This window comes from Mesorhizobium sp. KACC 23794, assembly GCF_052180275.1.
GTDB lineage: Bacteria > Pseudomonadota > Alphaproteobacteria > Rhizobiales > Rhizobiaceae > Kumtagia.
In genome coordinates, this window is sequence record NZ_CP197465.1 from 2,345,815 (window position 1) to 2,363,775 (window position 17,961).

Sequence of the window (17,961 nt, forward strand, 5' to 3'; positions counted from 1 at the left end):
TCCTATGATTAACTCGGCCCAATGTCGCGCGGGACGCGCACTTCTAAACTGGTCGCAGCAACAGCTTGCTGATGCGGCGCGCGTCGGTGTGGTCACTGTCCGGCAGTTTGAGAACGGCGGCTCAGAACCACGTAACGCCACACTGGATGTTATCCGTCGTGCTCTCGAAGCAGCCGGCGTCGAGTTCATCCCGGAGAACGGTGGCGGGGCGGGAGTGAGGCTGCGGAAGTAAACGCGCAGGTGACAGAGGAGGTCTCATCACCCGCGCGAATATTAGACCTTCCGTACATAAGCCTAACGTCGAGAACGTCCCAAGATTTAACACACTCGTCAAGTACTTCCTTCCACTGGGATGCGGCACTGCAACTCTGCGCGCGGCTGGCGTTAACCAAAAAATCGCCAACCTAAGCTATAAGCACTTGTGGAGGTGACGAGATGAAGAGGACCGAGATTGTCAGTGTTCGCTTGGCTACCGCCACGAAGCTAGCCCTGGAAAATGCGGCGAAGGCAGAAAGCCGATCGGTTGCTGGCTATTTGGGCAAGCTGATCCAGTCCGACCTCCTGACAAAAGGGACAATAGTGCCCGTCCCAGAGACGCCAGAGCGACGGGGTCGGCCAGGCGTGAAGCGCGCGCGGTTGAACTGACGAAAGATAAAATTTGAACGGTCTCGTAGCGGAAGGATCAAGCATCTCCCCCGACGACGGGGGACACATGTCTTTGCAAACAGCGAAGCGATGAAAACTCAGATAGCGCAGGAGTTGGCCGGGCTCACTGCACACCATCACTCGGCGAACTCAGGCAACATATCGCCAGTGTTGAGGTGAGCCCGGTCACCACCTGTTGAAAGTTCGCCGGGTCATAACCCACCCCGTCCATGTCCGACGACCCTTCATTCCCGATTTGGAACATCGGGCGCCGGCAGTTGGCCGGTCACATCAAGCCTTGCATTTGTCGTGCCAACGGGGGGCTCCTGTTCGCGCCAATCGTCAAGCACTTGCCCTCACGGGGGAGGCGGCTTGCGCGATCAATGCAAAATCATCAGGCTTTAGGCGCGTAACGCCGAACCCGATGTAGCGACCAGATCATGACGAGATCAATTCCCGAGATTAGGAAGCGGCCCGACCCTGACGCGTGGCTGGAGGTCGAGATTACGCGGTGGGAGTGGGAATACTATCTCTCGGTGCCATTGTTCGAAGGAGGGGAACCGGCTTCAGAAGATGATAGTCTTTCCCTGTTCGGTCGGACGATTCTGAAGCCGAAAACGTCTCCCTTGGACGTGAAAATCCGGTGCCTGACGGTCCCGCCCCCAAAATTGCCATTGGAACGCGTTGGCGAATTGTGGAGGATCAAAGGTGGTTTCGAAGGCGTTGTCGTGGTGCCAAACACGGTGATGCACACAGTCGTTTCAATGTTCGCAGGACAGCACTACCGGCGGCTTGATCTGGCACTCTCGAAAGTCGGCCGGCGGCAATATACCATCAGGAGCTATCACTTCCGACATGCGCGAGAGGGCGACCAGCCCGAATGAACAGCACTGGATATGTTCCAATAACTGCCTTTAGCGGAGCCTATTCGGCTGTGGGTATACCCTTCACCGGTTAGCGCTTTGGCAGCGGGCGCGGAGCACACAGGTTTCGTATTTCATCCAAGGTCGGAGTAGAAATCGCAAATCAGGTCGGCGACTTTGACGGCTTCAAAATCCGTCATATGCGCAACCGTCTCAAGCGCGGTCGTCTCCATGTCGTTCTGATCGACCGCCAGAAGGTCCAGAAGTTTTGCGAACTTGATCTTGAGTTCTAGGTCGCCCGTAAACTCATCGATGGTGACAAGCAGAAGGTGCGTGTTCGCCTCAATCAACCGCGTCTGGATGCTGTCGGCGGAGGCGGCAAGGCTGCGCATCGCGGCGAAGAATTGATCGCGCGCATTAGCATGTAGTTCGTTCATAGGTCGCTTTCTTCGCTATCCAGGCACGACCTGTACGACAGACGGCGGGAAGGCAGTGAGACGGGGAGGATGCACCATGGGTTTCGCATGGCCGGAGTTTCCGTAGCACAGTTGCGGCAGCTCTGGATATGGGCGTTAGCTGCGAGGCCGAAGCTCTCGCCTCGCTCACTTTGGAAGCGAGCGCGCGGCGGCTGACTCTGCAGTTAAGCTGGCGTGAGGCTGCGGAAGGATAACTTCCTCGGCTGGAACGTCTGTAAGACCTCCACGTTCAACGCATATGGCAAGCTGCCGCCAACGGGAGGTTCCTATGAGTATCCGCAATGCGCCAACATCCAAAGGCAAGGAAGCCGCCGAGAGCCTAGAGCAAGCTGCCGCGAGGGATGCGCGGAAAACTGAGGCTGATATGGGTCGCCCGCTCGCTAAAGGTGAAAGGCGGTTTGAAGAGCGCTCGAAAAGCTCAGACGGCAAGAGCGCCGGCGAGAAGCAGCGCTGATGGAAAACCATAATCAAGCCGAAGAAGACATCAAGGCGAGCCTTGCCCACGAAATCTATGAGGCCGTGCTCAAAATCAACCCAAAGTCCGACCTTCTGTTTGTCCTCGGTAGCTATAAGGACACCCGGAATGACGTGGAGACTTTGATGCGCCTGAAGTATTGGAACTCCACCCACGTTGCCACTCAAAGTGAAGGCGCCCTGTCGGAAGCCCCTCTAATCCCGCGCGGCATCCTTTAAGAGGCGCATTCCCGCGCAAACGCACCTTGCGGCAGTGGAGCGACCAAGGAATACAGAAATGTCAGGCGACAAAAGCGACCAGAAGCGGGCAGAAGAGCGCGCCTTGGTCGCTCGGCTCAAAAAACAGACTGGCATCACTGAAGCTCAAGCAACCGAGCTTGTTGCCCTGCTAGGCATGGATTGGTCATCGCTCATCCGAGAGGCTCGCATCCTTCAGATCAGGCCCCGCTGAGAGAGCATAGCTGTCGCTCTCCCTCGCTTCTTGACGCGACGAAAGCGATTGCAACAGAGCAGCCTCTGCCGTCTTGCCTTGCTGGAAGACGTGGATGACTTCCGCAGCCAATTCCTCACACTGGTCTCTGTCCTTCTCGGACAGCATGCGCTCCTCACACAAACGGTCAAACACTTTTTGGATAGTTGCAAGTTCGGCTGGATTGAACACGCCGAAATATCTGGTGAAGGGCATAACGCTCTCCTCCCTTTGTCTGGGCGAAAGCGTGATCGACTCTTTCAAGCGTCCGTTTGCCTTGTTGGTGCGGACGACTTGACGACCGTACTCCCTTTCCAAGGCCTCCGCTATTCACAAAGACATACTCACCGTTCGCTACCCCTCGGCCTTGAAGTTCTCGGCCTCCCGCTTAGCCTTCTTCATGTCGCCTCCATGTTTATGCAACAGCTCCTTTGCCTGCTGTGGCGAAAGGTCGGTCGTCTCGGCCAGATGAAGGGCCTTCGCCTCCTCGTTCTTGGGGGCGAGGCTCCGCTTTTCTGCCGGTTCCATTGCCATTGCCGTTCTCCTTTAATTGCGGTGAACGCCGATCAGCCTGAGTCGTTGCCTTAACTCGTGCACCGAGCGGAACATCCGACCGTCGGGCGGAATAAGGAAGCCCGCCGCGTCTCCCTCGAGCGGCGGGCTCCCGTGCAGTTAGTACGTTGGCAGCTAAGTTTGCCTCCGAAGCCGCGATGAGCCTCATCTCCAAATCGTCCAGTTCCTGCTCAAACGAAAAAGCCCGCTGACCCAGAGCGGAAGTGGCCAAGGTTCAGCGGGCTATGTTGCCTGAGGCGGTGATCTCTACATGTCCGCCATATGATTCTGATTCTGCAATAGATGGGTAAACGGACCATTATAGCTTCAAGTCCGACCTTTCAGTGGATTGGCAGCGCGCAGAAAATCGCCAGATTCGATGTAAGCCATTTCGAGGAGGTGCGAGAGAAACGGCATCCTCTCGCCGTCGGCGATATCCTTCAGCTCGCGAAGCAGCCCGTGTAGATATCGAATTTTCTCGATTTTTGACCGCTGATCGGGCGCCATAATGTTCCTCCGAGCACCAAAAGTGTAGGTCGCTTCGTCAAGGCGGCAACGGTACTTTAGATCAACCAAGGTAGGTGGCTAAGGCGCTCTCGCTGGCGGACAGCAAAAAGCCCCGCCGGCCGGAGCCGGCAGGGCGGTGAAAGCGTCACAGATGGCGGTTCAACCTAATTCCGCTGGCGGTTTCACTCCGCCCTGCTACTCTCCGGGAATTCTCGCGCGACCTCCGCTCGGGATGGGAAATGGTCGGTGTTGGCCCCTCCTGCACCGGCCATTTTTCATCGACGCGCAGGCGTCTCACCATGCCGACGAATTTCGCTGCGCAGTTCCTTGATCTCCTCGCCGTGCCGGTCGAAGGAGCGGGCCAGTGCCTGAGCTGCTTCACGCAGTCCACGCGGCGCCTGTCGGTCGCCAGTTGCTGTCAGCAGGGCAGCGCACCGCGCCAAGAAGCGAGGTCTCCGCCGAAACAAATTACGGAGTCGCAGCGAAGGCCGAAAAGCGCACGAAGGAAGTGTAGCGGACGGTAACGGACGTTACTGGATGTTACTGGACGGTATACGGCAACATATTGTAATTGTTTCATTTTTTGTTAAACTCCGTTGCAACAAACGGAGGCTTCCATGCAGTTTTCCGGCGTCATGAACGATCAGATTCGCATCCGCGTATCTGAGGAAGAAAAGCGCTTTCTGGCTGATGTCGCCCGTAAGACCGGTCAGACCCTCAGCAGCATGATCCGTGATGCTGTCACCGAAGCCGCGAAGCGAGCCGCAGCTTGAATAGTCCTGCGGAACCCCAAACTCTCATGGCCCTATGGTCACGACACAAAGCGCAGTGCCGTGGCGCTGGTGCGATCATTTCAGACGCGCGCGCTGGCCGCCTTCCCGGCGTCGTGCCGCTCCCCTCGGGTTTTGGTTTCGAGGTAACTGACGAGGCTGCCGCCTTGGCCGCCATGACGAAGAAGGAACTCACGAAATGACTGTTCTGTCTCTCGACCTGAAGCGCCCAACTCGGCTGTTCCCGAAACAAGTGTCGGGTTGGATGGAGTACCAGGAACTCGTACCCGCTGGGACGCCAGTGTCGATGCTGATTTCGGGCGAGTATTTCGCGAACGTCGCGCTGTATCTTCGGCCGGGCGATTTGATTGACGCGGTTGCCGAAGATTTTGCTTTCGAGATCAAGCTTCGGCTGACCAGCAAGACCGGCGACAAACTGAACTTCGCTGTGCTCAGCACGATCGAAGCCGAAGCGGCGTGAGAGGAACATCCCCGATGAACGCACCCGCGCTGGCAATCCCAGTTCATGTCAAACCCCCGACTCGCATGAAGCCCGTCGGCCAAGGGTGGGCGACCTACGAAGAAGTTGTGCCTGCCGGCGTTTCGCTGGAGACGGTGATGTCCATCGCATGGTGGGGGCGCACTGCCGCCAATCTAAAGCCGCTCGACGTGATCAACGCTGTCGCGGAAGACGGTTCTTTCGATGTCGATATCAGGCTCATTGCGAAATCGTCGACAGTGATGACATTCCGCCTGTTGCGCGAGAGCGTCATTGCCAATCCGGCGCCTATCCGCCGGGAGAGCAAAGCCGGCATGATCAAGGTCATCCCGTCCGGTGAGGGCTCGGGCATCCAGGGCGGACGCATCGAGCGCTCGCGCTTCGCGGTCAAGAACATGATCACCGGGCAGATTCTCTCTGATGGACTGCGCAAGGACGAAGCCGATGCCGAGCGTCGCCGTATCCTCGGCCCTGACGCCGACGACGACTGATTGAAGGAAGGATCGCGACGATGACGGGGCTTGAAACTGCACTGGCGATCGGCGGCTCGCTGCTGTCCGCCGTCGGCTCCGTAGCGGGCGGCATATCGGCGAAGCAAAACGCTGACGCCCAAGCCGACGCTGCCGAACGGCAGGCCAATGAAGCCCGCGCCGTTAGCCAGCGTGAAGCGGTCCAGCGGTCCAAGGAGGCGAAGCTTCTCATCTCGCGGCAACAGGCTCTTGCCGCTGCAAGCGGGGGAGGGGCGACCGATCCCTCTGTCCTGACCAACACCGGCGAGATTGGCAAGCAGGGATGGTTGAACAGCCAGACCGCGCTTTACGAAGGCGAAAGCCAGGGTCGCGCGCTGGAGGACTCGGCGGCCATCGGCAGGTGGCAAGGCCGGAAGGAAATGTTCGCCGGGTTTGTCGACGCGGGCAGCACGACGTTGAACGGCCTTGGCGGATTCGCCAAGAATCGTCGATTGAATACCTTCCCGGCTGTGCCCTCGAAGCCGAAACGCGAAAACTTCTGGCCGGAGATGTCGCCGTGGTAAAACTCCCCGACGCGACCGATCTGGGTGTGCGCTTGCCAGGGATGGCACGCGGTCAACCTGCCTATCCTCGCGGCAATCCGATTGCCTCGGCGCTGCGAGGCTTCGGCAACACTGCCGCCGGTATCGGTTTTGATCACATGGCAGAGCAACGCGCCCGTGACGAAAAGGATATCGCCTACGGTGCGGAGGATCGGTGGGTTCGCTTCCAGGATGGGCAGAAGAACCTCTTGATCCAAAGCCAGCGGACTGCGCCACCGGCTGGCGTCGGCTTCACCGACAAGTTCCGCAAGCAGTACGAGGACAGCGCCAACCAGTTCTATGCCAGCCTGCCGCCTGAGCTACAGGCGCCGTTCAAGGCGCGGCTTTCGTCCTTCGCGGGCGACTTGCAAACCAGCGCCAGCGACTTCGAGCGGAACGCTCGCCGCACCGATTACGGCAACCGCACGAATGACAGTCTCGTCACCATCGCCAACGCCGCGCACGGTAATCCGGATGGCTATCAGGGCAGCCTCGATCAGGCATATCGACTGATCGACGCCATGCCCGATGACGCCTATTCGCCAATCGAGAAAGAGGAATTCCGGCGCAAGGCGAAGCGCGATGTGCAGCTTGCGGCCATCAACGGCATGACGCCGGAACAGCGTCTCAATGCCCTCGGCAAGGGCGCTCCTGGCGGCGATGCGGTTGCTGATGTCGTCGACCAGATCATCGGAGCGGAAAGCAGCGGCGACCCGAACGCACAGAACCCGAACTCCACGGCCGGCGGGCTGGGTGGGTTCACGGATAAGACTTGGGTGGGGATGATCCGCACAAAGCGCCCGGACATCGCTCGCGGCATGTCTAACGACCAGATCATAGAGCTCAAAAAGTCTGAGCCTGGGCTTGCTCGGGAGATGACGGCCGAGCTTGTAGGTGAAAACTACGATATCCTGACAAAGTTGGGCGTCGCGCCGACGCCGGGCAACCTGTACGCCGCGCATTTTGCGGGCGAACCAACCGCCAGGAAACTGTTTGCCGCTTCCGACGATGCCCCCGCCAGCCAAGTTTTTGGTGAAGATGCGCTGACCAGCAACCCGTTCCTCAAGAAGCAGACGGTTGGGCAGTTCAAGTCCTGGGCTGCCGAGAAGATGGCCGGCGCCGAAGGGAGTACAGCGCGCGGGCCGACCCGGTCATTGCCCGACCTTGCCACGGCCAACTCCTTCCTGAAAACCCGCCTTGTCGGCCATACCGCCGAACATATCGACGGTATGAAGCCCGAGTTGCAGACGCGGCTCGCCGCGCTGTTTCAGAGCGCTCCGGCTGGGATACGCGAAAAGCTCGGCATCGTGTCCGGCCGCCGATCAGTCGAGCGCCAGCGCCAGCTATGGGAAGCGTCGGACAAGTCCGGGAAGTGGGTCGGATCGCCGGAGGGCTCCCGGCATGTTCATGGCGATGCAGCCGATCTTGGGTATGACGGGCAGCGCCTGGATAAGGCTCCTGCGGATGTGCAGAAGTGGGTTCACGACAACGCCGCTGCCTTCGATCTGAAGTTCCCCCTCGGTCATGAAGCATGGCACGTCGAGACTTCGGAGACACGCGGCGGCAAGGCTGGCGTTCCGCTGACTGGCGCTATTGATCCTCGATTCGAGGACTTCGACTATGCGCTCCGTGACAAGATAATCGACACGGCCAATACCGAGATAAAGCAGCAGCGCATCGAAACGCGCGGGATGCTGGATATCGTGACTGCCAACGCGCCGGTCGCGACGCAGAACACTGGTAGCTATTCCGGGCCCCTTCCGACGGCCGAACAATTCATGGCCGGGTACGGCCCGCAGGAAGGCGCGGATCGGTATAACAAGTTCATGGCGACCATGGATGTCGCGCAGCAAGCCTATGCATTCCGAACCATGCCGACTGAGGAAGTGCAACAGGCGGTGGTGGACGCTACGCCGGTTTCCAGCGGCGACAATGCGGCGCTGGAACAGGATCGCTATGAGGCGGTCGCGGCGGCTGCGAAGTCGACTATCGAAGCCCGTGAGGCGGACCCTGCCACTTACACCATGCAGACCTACCCCGCCGTCGCGGCGGCGTGGGATGACGCCAGCGACACGGAGGGCGGCTACAGCATCGCACTGGCGAAGACGGCCGCTGCGCAACAGCAGCTTGGCATCCGAAATCCGCGCCTTCTTCCGAAGCCGATCGCCTCGGCGGCAATCGCCACCTACGCCAACGAGGACGCCACGCTTGATGACCGCATCGCCGGCCCGGCACAGTTGATCCTCGCCACACCTGACCAGACGCAGCGCCAGGCCATTTTCAGCCAGCTTGTGGACGCCGGCATGCCAGAGGCGACAGAGGGCGCATTCGAAGCCCTGGCGCGCGGGGATACCGATGCAGGCAGGCGATTGTTTCAGGCGGCTACGCTCGATCCGACAAAGCTGCCGGGCAAGGTCGGGCCATCAACCGATGCCATCAACACCCGGATTCAGGAATTGGTTATGGCGCCGGGCCAGATCGGCGACGCCGTGTATGGTCTCTCGACGGGCATTCCTGACAATCTCGACCGGGCGCAGCGCGACGACCGGCTGATATTCAACGCGGTGCAACTTCGGCTCCGCCAGGGCCAGGAACTCGACGTTGCCATCAGCGGCGCGGCCAAGGACATCTATGGCGACGTGCAGGTGGTCACCGGCGATGCCAATACCAACGCCATCGTCACGGCACCCAAGGACGCTGACCCTACCGTCATTCGGAACGGCCTCGCTCAATTGAAGCCGCAAGTCCGTGCCGCCCTCGAAGCGCAGCGCAGCCGGCTCCTGCCATCGGCAGCACCGAAGGGCGATGCGCCCGGTCTCATGGCATCCGGCAATATCGACCTCGCGGCCCGTCCTGTCGTCACCAACGCCGACGGCTCAATCTCGACCGTGCGTTCCATGTCATTCGAGGAGGATGACGGCACGGAAATCCTCGTGCCCACAATTTCGCCGGACGGGAAAACCCTTTCCGATGATGAGGCAATTTCGCTCTACAGGAAGACGGGCCAGTATCTCGGGAAGTTCGATACGCCGGAACACGCCACGGCCTATGCGGAACGGCTCCATGCTGCACAGGAGCAGTTCTACACCACGCGCCGCAGTGGCCTCGGCGAACTGGCTGGCGCCGGCCTGGAAGCCGCCACGGATAACATTCTCGCGGAAGGTGTCTTCCGCAACGCAGACGGCGGGTATTCCTTCATCGATCCCTATTCGGGGCTCGCCATCGGCGGCCCGGACGGCAAGCCCTTGGTGTTCACGCTCGACGAGGTGACGAAGGCCGACGCGGATCTCGCTGGGGCTGAGAAGGCCGGGGCGTTTGTCGGCGGGCTGGTAAAGCCGCCTTCGGACAAGCCGCGCCGCGCGCCTCCGATCACGCCGCCGGCCAATGAGACCGTGACGCCAGACCTCACAGGCGCCGGCCGACCAGCCGCGCCGATAACCGACACCGTGTCGGAAATGGCGCCGGATGCGAACATGGGCATCCGTGACGCCACGATGCGGAACGACCTGACCGGCTCAGCCCGGCCGGCGCCTGATCTCCCGCCGCCTGTTGCTGCGGATGCCAATGTAGGCATCCGGGAAGCCCTCAATCCGAAAGTGGAGCAGGCGACGGGCAAGGCGGCGGAACCATCCTTCATCTCGTGGCTCGCCTCGGCGATTGCTTCGTCGGAGCTGATGCGCCCGCTCAGTGATGTTGTGCCGGAGAGCCAGCGCCAGGCGATCATGCAAGGTTTGAGCGTCGCCAAGGTGAACAACTACCTCAAGGCCGTGAAGGATGGCGAGGGCGTGGAGAAGGCCGCCCGTCCCGACGATGTTGGCACCTTCCTTTCGCGGCTTCGCGACGCCACTAGCGACCTTTGGCGGCCGATTGGGGAGGCCGGGAGATGACGGCATTTCACCGCGGAATATTGGGTGCGATAATCGCCGTTTACGAACCCTATCCGGCAATCCCGGGGAGGGCGTTCCATGGCTAATTGGAGCCCAAACCAACTTCGCGCCGGCCCGCGCTACGGCGTCATGTCAGACATGGATTTCGTGACGCAGGCCATGGAAGCGCCCTTTAGCAGGGCGCGGACGCTGGCATTGGGAGCGGAGCAAGGTTTCAACGAAACCACCATCGGCACGTCGATCCGTAAAGGGGCGCTTCCTCCGGAGGCTCCAACCGTGCCGGGTGTCCGAATCCAGATGGATGACGGGACCGTGCGCATCGCGCCCGATACGCCGCAGGTTGCGCGCCGCCGCACTATCTTTGGCACGCCGGAGGCGGTGCGAGCCGAAACGGTGGACGAATTGCAGCAGCGTCGGGGCGATGCCGGCGCGATCGACTTGGAAACCTATAAGCAGTCGCGGTTTTTCCGGGAGGGCGTTCCCTGGGATCGCGGCATGACAGAGGACCGCGCCGCCGCGCTCGCCGATGCCTACGATCGGCGCAAGGTTACGGAGTTCTACGCGGCCAAGCGTCCGATCATCGCCTTCGCCGGCGGCATCGCCGGCCAGGCATTGGACCCGATAAATTACATTCCCATGCTCGGTCCTACGGCGCGGGGAACCGGGATTGCGGTGAGTGCCGGCCGCGCCGCCGTTGATGCGATGGCAAGCACTGCCCTGTTCTCGACGGCCACAATGGACGCCCGTAACCGCCTCGGCGACGAGGTAACTTTCGGCGATGTAGCGCTCGATATCGCCGGCTCCGCCATCATCGGTTCCGCCTTCGGGGCGCTAGGCGGCGCTGTCGGGAAGTATCGCGCGAACCGTGCCGATGCGCGCTCGGCAAAAGCCGTTGCCGATCGGGTGAAGACGATCCAAACCATCAATGAAAGCCGCGTGCCACTCGCCGACGCGGTGCAGGCTATGGCTGACGGCCGGCCGGTGGTGCTGGGGCCTAACTCCACGGCGATTGTCGACAAGGTAACGGCCAAGGTTGCCGGCCTGCTTGACGAGCGCGCCAGCACCGTCGTGACGCCGACGGGCACGCGGGTGCAGGTCCGCCAGGAAATCGTTGACGCATCGGAGCTGGTTGCCGCCTCGGGCGACCTCCAGCCGCGTGACAGGTCTCGCGCCGCCAGCGATGCGCAGATTGCCCGCATGGCTTCCGAACTCGATCCTTCGCGGCTCCTGCCGGCGCCGGAGGCTGACAGGGGCTCGCCCATCGTCGGGCCGGACAATGTTGTCGAGAGTGGCAACGGTCGCGTGGCGGCCCTGCGGCTGGCAGCACAGCAGCATCCCGAACGGTTCGAAGCCTATCGCCAGAGGCTCCGTAGCGCCGGCTATGACGTTCCGGACGATGGCGTGCCGGTAATGATTTCTCGGCGTGTCAGCGACCTCTCGCCGGTCGACCGCATCCGCTTCGTCGGCGATTCCAACACCTCGGCCATTGCCCGGATGTCGGCTACGGAAACGGCCCTGATGGACGTGCGGGCGATGACGGATAACGTCATTGACGCATATCAGCCGGGAGACACTTTCTCGGCGGCAAACCGGCCCTTCGTCTCGGGCTTCATCCGCAACCTGCCGGAGAACGAACGCGCCAGCCTTGTGGACGCTGCCGGTCAACTCAATGCCGACGGTGTGCGCCGCATAGAACGGGCGCTGCTTGCGACGGCCTATGGCGACGCTCCGACCGTGGCTCGGTTCTCTGAAGCGGTTGACGACAACACGAAGTCTATCACTGGCGCCCTGACCGATGTCGCTGGGCAATGGGCCAGGCTAAAGCGTCTGTTCGATGCGCGAGAAGTTGATGCCGACCTCGATGTCACGGCCAACCTGCTGGAGGCCCTGAAGGTTCTGAGCAAGGCGCGGTCGGATGCTGCATCGCAGGGCCGCTCCGTCTCGCGGGTGCTTGCCGAGACCATGGCACAGACCGACATTTTCACCGGCGACTTCAACCGCCGCGTCAAAAGCATTCTCGAAGCCTTCTACACCGAGGATTTCGGAAGGGCGAAGTCCCGAAACGATGTTGCCGATTTCCTCGCTCGCCTCGCGACCGAAACCGAAGCCGCCGGCAAGCCGCAGCTTTTCGACGACGCCCTGACGGCGGATGATATAATCGCTACCGCAGCACGTGCCGGCGGCCCGCAGAGAGGTTTGTTTGATGCCACAGGATCGGGCGCTAGAGATAATCGAACGGGCGTTGCGCAAATCGGCGCAGGCTACAGGCAACCAGGAATTTCTACGACAGGCCGACAGGATGCAGGCGGAGCAGGCGTTGAGAGAACCGCCGAAGCCGACCGAATTGCCGAACTAGCAGAGGCCGATGCCGCAGTCGGCAAACCGGACACCTTCAAAGCAATCGCGGAACAGCACGGCGTCGACCCGGTGACGGGCGACTTTGCCGAAGCGCCTGATCTTGCCCAGGTCGAAGCCGAGGGACGGCTGACCGATGCCGACCGGCAAGAACTGGCCGACGCCGACAAGACATTCGAGAACGGCGTTGCCTATGACGACGCGCTCCAGGCGGCGGTGAGGTGCTTCCTCTAATGGCAAAATACACACCCGATGAAGCCTGTTTCGATGCCGCCAATGCCGCTTCCGGCGGCAAGCTGACGCGCGAGGAGATCGAAGCGGCATTCCAGCGCATTGCCGATCACAAGGCCAAACTTGAGGCCGATGGCGACACCACGAACCTTGGCGACAAGCTGAAAGCCTTTGCCGAACGTGAAGGCGAGCGGACCCGCATCGCGGCAGCGATGCAGCGCCGGCACGCGGCGCTCAATGTTCTTGTGCGCGATCGGCTGGACGAAACCGTTGGCAGGCATCTGGAAGCCGGCCTGACGCCACGCCAAGCGCTCCTTGCCGTGGTCGAGGGTACACAGCGAGGGGTGCGGGGTGGCCGCAATTCGGTCGCGGCCCTGAACCTTGCCTACGAGGCTCGCTACATCGGCGCGCTCATGGCTGACATTCAGGCGAACCGGCCGCACCTGGTCGATGCCCTGCGCGACCCCAAGCTCGATGCTGACATTATGCGGGAGATGTCGGAACTGAAGAACGGCGGCAAGCCCGGTATCACGGGCAATGAGGACGCCAAGTACGTGGCTGACGTGTTCGCCCGGTTCGCGGAACTGAGCCGGACAGACCTCAACCGGCTCGGGGCCAGCATAGGCAAGCTTGATGGCTGGGCCGGCGCACAGACGCATGATGATGTCCGCATGATCGCCGCTGGCAAGGATGCATGGGTGGCGTCGGTATTCCGAAAGCTGGATCTCACGCGGACCTTTCCCGACATCGCCGAACCCGCTGAGGCACTGGAAGCGCTGCGCGACATCTTCGATACGATTGTGACCGGCCTGCCGAACAAGCCTTCCGCCAAGGAGAAGGGGCAGAGGGTCAACCCGGCCAACCTGGCGAAGTCGCTCGGCAAGTCTCGCGTCCTGCATTTCCGCGACGCCGACGCTGCGCTCGCCTACCGTGACGAGTTTGGGTACGGAAACACCGTCTCAGGGATGATCGCGCATCTGCGGAACGCCGCGCGCGCCGCCGCAAACATGCAGGCGCTTGGCCCGAATCCTGAAGTGATGTTCGGCGCGGTCGCGGAAGGACTGAAGCGTCGCGCCAAGGATGATCCGAACCTCTCGCCGGAGGTCAAGGCAAGGCAGATTGCCAAGCTGACCACGGACGGCGGGGCGCTCCGGCACGCGATCGACATTTCCACCGGTCTGGTCTCGCGGCCGGTCAATGTGACGGCGGCCAAGATCGGCTCCGATATCAGGGCCGTTCAATCCATGGCGAAACTCGGCGGCGCGGTCCTGTCCTCCGTCACGGGCGACAATGTGACCGCTGCGGCTGCTTCGATGTTTCGCGGCTCCGGTTTCTTCAACGGTCTGGTGACGCAGATCGGCGGCATCATGAAGGGGCGGCCGAAAGGGGAACAGGCTGAGATTGCCGCGCTCCTGGGCGAGGGTTTTGACGGGTTGATCGGGCACATCGTTGCGCCAGCGGCTGCCAATGACGGCCCTGTCGGGAAGATGGCAAAGCTTCAGGAGATATTCTTCCGGCTCAATGGGCTCACCTGGTGGACAGATGCCTCGCGCTCGGTCGCCGGCCGCACCATCGCCGCCGAAATGGGGATGCGAGCAAAGACGGCATATTCTGCCCTCCCGGCCAATTACCGGCATGTCCTTGGGCTGCACGACATCGACGCCGCAAAGTGGAATGCGATCCGCCGCGCTGAATTCCGTGAGAGCAACGGCCGGAGCTACGTGACGCCGGATCGTGTTCGCGATTTGCCTGACACGGTGATAGAGCCCCTGGTCGCAAAGAGGGTCGCCGCCGCTCGCAAGGCGTCCAGGATTGACGAGGCGAAGACGCCGGCCACGCGGGCGAAGCGCCAGGCCGTGTTCGATGAACGCCGCGCCGCCATCCTCGGCGACGGCCGCCGCGAACTGGAACTCTCCGTGTTGGGGTTCATCGCAGACGAGGTGAATTTCGGCATCATCGAAACGGACGCCCGGTCACGCCGAACCACAACGCTCGGGCTTCGGCCAGGAACCATCGCGGGCGAGACGATCCGCTTCATCTCGCAGTTCAAATCCTTCCCGATCGCATTCACACAGCGCGTAGGAGGGCGGGCGCTCTATGGCTTCGGTAAGGATGCCTCATACCTGGAGAGCACCGCACACATCGGCTCGCTCATCGCCGGAATGACGATGGCCGGATATCTCACGGTTGTGATGAAGGACCTCGTTCGCGGCTACTGGCCGCCGCGTGACCCGACCGACCCGAAAACCATGGCAGCGGCATTTATCCAAGGCGGCGCATTCGGTCTGTATGGCGACTTCCTGTTTTCGCAGACCAACCGTTTCGGCGGAAGCGTCCTGGAAAGCGCAGCCGGTCCTACCATCGGCGCGGCGGCCGATCTGATCGAACTCGGACTGAAATCCCGCGACGCCACTGCTGGAAAGATCATCGGCGAGGAAGCCAAGGCGCCATATGCTGAAGCGGTGAACCTGATCGCCGGCAACACGCCCGGCGCCAGCTTGTTCTACATCCGGCCGGCGCTGGATTTTCTCGTCCTGAACTCGCTGCGCGATGCCATCTCGCCCGGCTATCTGCGTCGGCAGGACACGACGCGGCGGAAGGATTACGGGCAGACGCGGTTTCGACCGGCAACAGTCTCGGAGGCTCTACGATGACCGACAATGTTACCGAATTTCCAGCCATCCCGAAGGGGCGCGGTCCACAGGATTACGAGATGGTGGCAACCGTGTGGGATGCCTTCAACTCATTCCTGCAAAACTATGTCGATCTTCGTGTGTTCCTCGAAGGGCTTACCCGGCTCGAACTGCTGGAGTTCAGGGCTGCGTGCTCACCCGGCGCCGGGACGGATTTCGGCATCGTCAATATCGACCGGCTGCGTGCTTTCCAGGCAATGACCGAAGTGACCGCCGGTGTCATGGCGACGCGCCCGGACTTCAATCAGCCGTCGCCGTCGCCGTCGCCGTCGCCGACAACCGCTGCATAGGAAGCCGATGCCTATCCTCGAAAACCCACGCCACGAATTGTTCGCTCAAGCCCTCGCCAAGGGCGAGACCGTGACCGATGCTTATGAAATTGCGGGCTATGAGCCGACGCAGAGCAGCGCTAGCAGATTGCGAGCCGATGAGGCGGTGACTGCCCGCGTTGACGAACTGCTGGAGGATGCCGCCCGCGTCGCCGGTATCGATACGGTGCGCGTCCTGAAGGAACTCGGCAGGCTTGGTTTCGCTGATCTACGGGAGGCTTTCGACGGGGGCCGGCTGAAAATGCCAGAGGACTGGTCGGACGAGTTTGCGGCTTCCGTCGCCTCGATCAAGGTCGTGACCCGAAGCGCAGGCAGGGATGCCGACGGCAACCCGCAGGTGGAGTACGTCACGGAAATCAAGGCGTGGGATAAGAATTCGGCGCTCGAAAAGATTGGCAAACACCTCAAGATGTTCGTCGACCGGCACGAGCTCACCGGCAAGAACGGCGAGCCGCTGTCTGAGCCGCCGAATCCGACCGACGTGGCAAAGGCCATCGTCTCGATACTTCATTCATCCCAAGAGAAGGAACCTGCGTCATGAAACTACACTATGGAGAGCCGTATCCGGAAGCCGGCACGCCCGCTGCGGTGAAGTCCCGCCACCTCGCCGAACTCGCCGGCGTGTCAGCCATCATGGACGTGATCTCGGCGGCATCCTGCCAAGTTGGGAGGTATGGCGAAGCCGCCACCCTCGGCAAAAGCCTGGCCGTGACGGCGGCAATGGCAAATGAGATGGTTGACCGCATCCGGGCCGATCTCGCTCAAGGTGAGCATGATTCGGAAACCGACGAGGTATTTCTCGCGGTCGAGCAGGCAGGGGAAAGCCTCAAGCACTGGCCGTCGACGGGGTAGGGCATGTTTGTCCAACTGACCTCAACCGTTTGATCCGACAGGTGGCCGTGCGTTCGCCTACGTTTACCATGCGGTGTGATCCTGCGAAACTTATTGGGGATGAGGGCGTTTTGCGTCATGGCAATCTCACCCCGTTTTATGTGTGTCGCCGAAAAGTCAGGCATGTGGTCAGTCTGGGACACTCAGACAGAAAAATTGGCGGTTCTCGGAGGCGCTGCCTTGAGTGGAAGGCGCCAGCAGCGAGCGGAAGCCGCATGCGACATTCTCGAAAGAATTTATAAAAACCGTCTCCAACGCACTATAGGTATCCCTGATCCCATCGTGACAGATCCAACCGAAGTATTATCAAGGGAGACTCGAATGAATCAATTTGACGAAATTCTTAAACCAACCTTGAAGAGCTGGTAGCCAAAATACGGCGAACCGGACCACGCTGGTGAAATTTCTTTTTGATATGTCTCCGCACGGCTATGGGCGGGTAATCGTCTTCACGATTATCGGGACGACGCTCTGCATTTCGGTGGCATTTGCAATCGATAGCTACTCGATCGCCGACGGCTGGCGGTGGGGAGCTAAACCAATTAACAATCTCACTATTCCGTTGGTGCTTGCGCCGCCGTTGCTTTGGTTCCTGTTGAGCCAACAGCGTGCGCTAGCGCTCGCGCATCGTGATTTGCTCGTTGTAGCTTCGACCGACGGACTAACCTCGTGCCTAACGCGAGGGGCGTTCACGACATTGGTGGATGCTTATCTAGACAAGGTGGCCCATGCTCCTAGCGGCGGCGCGCTACTTGTGATCGACGTTGATCACTTCAAGAATATCAATGACGCGCTGGGACACCAACGCGGCGATGAGGCGCTGAAAGCCGTCACGGACTCGATCAAGGGAGCCCTGCGGGATATTGACCTGGTAGGTCGGCTGGGTGGCGAGGAGTTTGGTGTTTTTCTGCCCGGCGCCGGCCCAGATCAAGCCAGGCTAGTCGGAGAGCGAGTTCGCACATTTGTGAACAGGATCGAATTCTACGCGGAAGGTGTAGCTTGGCCGATCAGCGTAAGCGTTGGTGGCACAGTAGCACACCAGCGAGCATCATTTGCCGATCTATATCGCCATGCAGACAGCGGCCTTTACGCGGCAAAGCGCAACGGCCGCAACAGGGTTGAAATGCGGATCCCGCCACCGGACTGGCGCCCTCGCCAGGGCCTCAATTCTTAACCTTCGACATGGGGAATGGCACAACCTCGTGACAACCCAAGCCTGTCGATAGCCTCCAACGGTTTTTTAGGACCGATTTTCCGGGCGGATGCGCG

At 61.0% G+C, this 17,961-nt stretch carries 18 protein-coding genes; 14 read left to right on the plus strand and 4 right to left on the minus strand.

Annotation, left to right across the window (positions count from 1 at the left end; all coding sequences use genetic code 11):
- Positions 1–4: 4 nt before the first annotated feature.
- The gene (locus tag ACSBOB_RS11540; protein WP_442582531.1) at positions 5–232 is read left to right on the plus strand and encodes a helix-turn-helix domain-containing protein; all 228 of its coding nucleotides are present in this window, start codon (positions 5–7) and stop codon (positions 230–232) included.
- A 1,410-nt stretch (positions 233–1,642) separates the two neighbouring features.
- On the opposite strand, the gene ACSBOB_RS11545 is transcribed toward ACSBOB_RS11540, so the two are convergent.
- A complete protein-coding gene (locus ACSBOB_RS11545) occupies positions 1,643–1,945 on the minus strand; it encodes a hypothetical protein (RefSeq protein WP_442582532.1) in 303 nt (100 codons plus the stop codon).
- Positions 1,946–2,252: 307 nt separating this feature from the next.
- On the opposite strand from ACSBOB_RS11545, the gene ACSBOB_RS11550 reads away from it, so the two are divergent.
- Together ACSBOB_RS11550 and ACSBOB_RS11555 are read left to right on the plus strand one after the other, a co-directional pair.
- The gene (locus ACSBOB_RS11550; protein WP_442582533.1) at positions 2,253–2,438 is read left to right on the plus strand and encodes a hypothetical protein; all 186 of its coding nucleotides are present in this window, start codon (positions 2,253–2,255) and stop codon (positions 2,436–2,438) included.
- Complete coding sequence (locus ACSBOB_RS11555; RefSeq protein ID WP_442582534.1) at positions 2,438–2,677, plus strand: hypothetical protein; 240 nt, start codon at positions 2,438–2,440, stop codon at positions 2,675–2,677. Before ACSBOB_RS11550 ends, ACSBOB_RS11555 begins: the two co-directional genes overlap by 1 nt.
- Positions 2,678–2,861: 184 nt before the next feature.
- Here ACSBOB_RS11555 and ACSBOB_RS11560 read toward each other — a convergent pair whose 3' ends face one another.
- The 3 genes from ACSBOB_RS11560 to ACSBOB_RS11570 form a co-directional block, all read right to left on the minus strand.
- Positions 2,862–3,143, minus strand: a complete 282-nt coding sequence (locus ACSBOB_RS11560; RefSeq protein ID WP_442582535.1) for a hypothetical protein — start codon at positions 3,141–3,143, stop codon at positions 2,862–2,864.
- A gap of 138 nt (positions 3,144–3,281) precedes the next feature.
- A complete protein-coding gene (locus ACSBOB_RS11565) occupies positions 3,282–3,461 on the minus strand; it encodes a hypothetical protein (protein WP_442582536.1) in 180 nt (59 codons plus the stop codon).
- A 345-nt stretch (positions 3,462–3,806) separates the two neighbouring features.
- On the minus strand, positions 3,807–3,986 hold the full coding sequence (locus ACSBOB_RS11570; RefSeq protein WP_442582537.1) for a hypothetical protein: 180 nt from the start codon (positions 3,984–3,986) through the stop codon (positions 3,807–3,809).
- 617 nt (positions 3,987–4,603) lie between these two features.
- Between ACSBOB_RS11570 and ACSBOB_RS11575 the strand changes: the two genes are divergently transcribed.
- From ACSBOB_RS11575 to ACSBOB_RS11625, 11 genes are all read left to right on the plus strand, one after another.
- Entirely contained in the window at positions 4,604–4,759 is a 156-nt protein-coding gene (locus tag ACSBOB_RS11575) for a DUF6290 family protein (protein WP_442582538.1), read from the plus strand.
- Positions 4,760–5,063: 304 nt separating this feature from the next.
- Positions 5,064–5,237, plus strand: a complete 174-nt coding sequence (locus tag ACSBOB_RS11580; protein WP_442582539.1) for a hypothetical protein — start codon at positions 5,064–5,066, stop codon at positions 5,235–5,237.
- Positions 5,238–5,251: 14 nt separating this feature from the next.
- Positions 5,252–5,746, plus strand: a complete 495-nt coding sequence (locus tag ACSBOB_RS11585; protein WP_442582540.1) for a hypothetical protein — start codon at positions 5,252–5,254, stop codon at positions 5,744–5,746.
- Positions 5,747–5,766: 20 nt separating this feature from the next.
- A complete protein-coding gene (locus ACSBOB_RS11590; protein WP_442582541.1) occupies positions 5,767–6,288 on the plus strand; it encodes a hypothetical protein in 522 nt (173 codons plus the stop codon).
- A complete protein-coding gene (locus ACSBOB_RS11595; protein WP_442582542.1) occupies positions 6,282–10,193 on the plus strand; it encodes a M15 family metallopeptidase in 3,912 nt (1,303 codons plus the stop codon). Before ACSBOB_RS11590 ends, ACSBOB_RS11595 begins: the two co-directional genes overlap by 7 nt.
- Before the next feature lie 138 nt (positions 10,194–10,331).
- The gene (locus tag ACSBOB_RS11600; protein ID WP_442582543.1) at positions 10,332–12,782 is read left to right on the plus strand and encodes a hypothetical protein; all 2,451 of its coding nucleotides are present in this window, start codon (positions 10,332–10,334) and stop codon (positions 12,780–12,782) included.
- On the plus strand, positions 12,782–15,433 hold the full coding sequence (locus ACSBOB_RS11605) for a hypothetical protein (protein WP_442582544.1): 2,652 nt from the start codon (positions 12,782–12,784) through the stop codon (positions 15,431–15,433). Before ACSBOB_RS11600 ends, ACSBOB_RS11605 begins: the two co-directional genes overlap by 1 nt.
- Complete coding sequence (locus ACSBOB_RS11610) at positions 15,430–15,762, plus strand: hypothetical protein (RefSeq protein ID WP_442582545.1); 333 nt, start codon at positions 15,430–15,432, stop codon at positions 15,760–15,762. The genes ACSBOB_RS11605 and ACSBOB_RS11610 overlap by 4 nt, the downstream gene beginning before the upstream one ends.
- 7 nt (positions 15,763–15,769) lie before the next feature.
- A complete protein-coding gene (locus tag ACSBOB_RS11615) occupies positions 15,770–16,342 on the plus strand; it encodes a terminase small subunit (RefSeq protein ID WP_442582546.1) in 573 nt (190 codons plus the stop codon).
- Positions 16,339–16,653 (plus strand): hypothetical protein, encoded by a 315-nt coding sequence (locus ACSBOB_RS11620; protein ID WP_442582547.1) that lies wholly within the window; start codon positions 16,339–16,341, stop codon positions 16,651–16,653. The genes ACSBOB_RS11615 and ACSBOB_RS11620 overlap by 4 nt, the downstream gene beginning before the upstream one ends.
- Before the next feature lie 436 nt (positions 16,654–17,089).
- Positions 17,090–17,866: a GGDEF domain-containing protein gene (locus tag ACSBOB_RS11625; RefSeq protein WP_442582548.1), complete on the plus strand. Its 777-nt coding sequence runs from the start codon at positions 17,090–17,092 to the stop codon at positions 17,864–17,866.
- Positions 17,867–17,961 lie beyond the last annotated feature (95 nt).

What these genes read in the sequence shown, in the direction of transcription:
- ACSBOB_RS11560 (WP_442582535.1), bottom strand. Translation starts at nt 3,143, where the DNA reads ATGCCCTTCACCAGATATTTCGGCGTGTTCAATCCAGCCGAACTTGCA.
- ACSBOB_RS11585 (WP_442582540.1), top strand. Translation starts at nt 5,252, where the DNA reads ATGAACGCACCCGCGCTGGCAATCCCAGTTCATGTCAAACCCCCGACT.
- ACSBOB_RS11600 (WP_442582543.1), top strand. Translation starts at nt 10,332, where the DNA reads ATGGATTTCGTGACGCAGGCCATGGAAGCGCCCTTTAGCAGGGCGCGG.
- ACSBOB_RS11565 (WP_442582536.1), bottom strand. Translation starts at nt 3,461, where the DNA reads ATGGCAATGGAACCGGCAGAAAAGCGGAGCCTCGCCCCCAAGAACGAG.
- ACSBOB_RS11575 (WP_442582538.1), top strand. Translation starts at nt 4,604, where the DNA reads ATGCAGTTTTCCGGCGTCATGAACGATCAGATTCGCATCCGCGTATCT.
- ACSBOB_RS11570 (WP_442582537.1), bottom strand. Translation starts at nt 3,986, where the DNA reads ATGGCGCCCGATCAGCGGTCAAAAATCGAGAAAATTCGATATCTACAC.
- ACSBOB_RS11590 (WP_442582541.1), top strand. Translation starts at nt 5,767, where the DNA reads ATGACGGGGCTTGAAACTGCACTGGCGATCGGCGGCTCGCTGCTGTCC.
- ACSBOB_RS11610 (WP_442582545.1), top strand. Translation starts at nt 15,430, where the DNA reads ATGACCGACAATGTTACCGAATTTCCAGCCATCCCGAAGGGGCGCGGT.
- ACSBOB_RS11580 (WP_442582539.1), top strand. Translation starts at nt 5,064, where the DNA reads ATGCTGATTTCGGGCGAGTATTTCGCGAACGTCGCGCTGTATCTTCGG.
- ACSBOB_RS11545 (WP_442582532.1), bottom strand. Translation starts at nt 1,945, where the DNA reads ATGAACGAACTACATGCTAATGCGCGCGATCAATTCTTCGCCGCGATG.
- ACSBOB_RS11615 (WP_442582546.1), top strand. Translation starts at nt 15,770, where the DNA reads ATGCCTATCCTCGAAAACCCACGCCACGAATTGTTCGCTCAAGCCCTC.
- ACSBOB_RS11555 (WP_442582534.1), top strand. Translation starts at nt 2,438, where the DNA reads ATGGAAAACCATAATCAAGCCGAAGAAGACATCAAGGCGAGCCTTGCC.
- ACSBOB_RS11605 (WP_442582544.1), top strand. Translation starts at nt 12,782, where the DNA reads ATGGCAAAATACACACCCGATGAAGCCTGTTTCGATGCCGCCAATGCC.
- ACSBOB_RS11620 (WP_442582547.1), top strand. Translation starts at nt 16,339, where the DNA reads ATGAAACTACACTATGGAGAGCCGTATCCGGAAGCCGGCACGCCCGCT.
- ACSBOB_RS11550 (WP_442582533.1), top strand. Translation starts at nt 2,253, where the DNA reads ATGAGTATCCGCAATGCGCCAACATCCAAAGGCAAGGAAGCCGCCGAG.
- ACSBOB_RS11540 (WP_442582531.1), top strand. Translation starts at nt 5, where the DNA reads ATGATTAACTCGGCCCAATGTCGCGCGGGACGCGCACTTCTAAACTGG.